At 47.7% G+C, this 277-nt stretch carries 1 pseudogene; it reads left to right on the forward strand.

What is annotated here, in order from left to right:
- Positions 1-262 (forward strand): annotated as a pseudogene (locus KT99_RS23685) (long-chain fatty acid--CoA ligase); the annotation flags it as partial.
- Positions 263-277: the final 15 nt, after the last annotated feature.

A 277-nucleotide genomic window follows, 5' to 3' on the forward strand; every position in this document is an offset into this window, starting at 1 on the left:
GCAGTGGTGGCCATAACGTCTATTTGCAAAACCCTATGGCGGTCAAAGAAGCCATAGTCCAGGTACGTCCACACACGCTTTGTGTGGTACCAAGATTTTTAGAGAAGGTGTATAGCGCGGTACAGGATAAAGTCTCTAAGGCACCGAGTAGCCGTCAGAAGTTGTTCGTCTGACATGATGTGGTCATCGTCATCTGAGATGGTCAGGCGTAAGAAGGCATCACTGGCTTGAGCTGCAATGGAAATTGGCCGATAAACTGGTGATTTAGCAAGCTAAA

The sequence above is a fragment of the Shewanella benthica KT99 genome (genome assembly GCF_000172075.1).
GTDB lineage: Bacteria > Pseudomonadota > Gammaproteobacteria > Enterobacterales > Shewanellaceae > Shewanella > Shewanella benthica_A.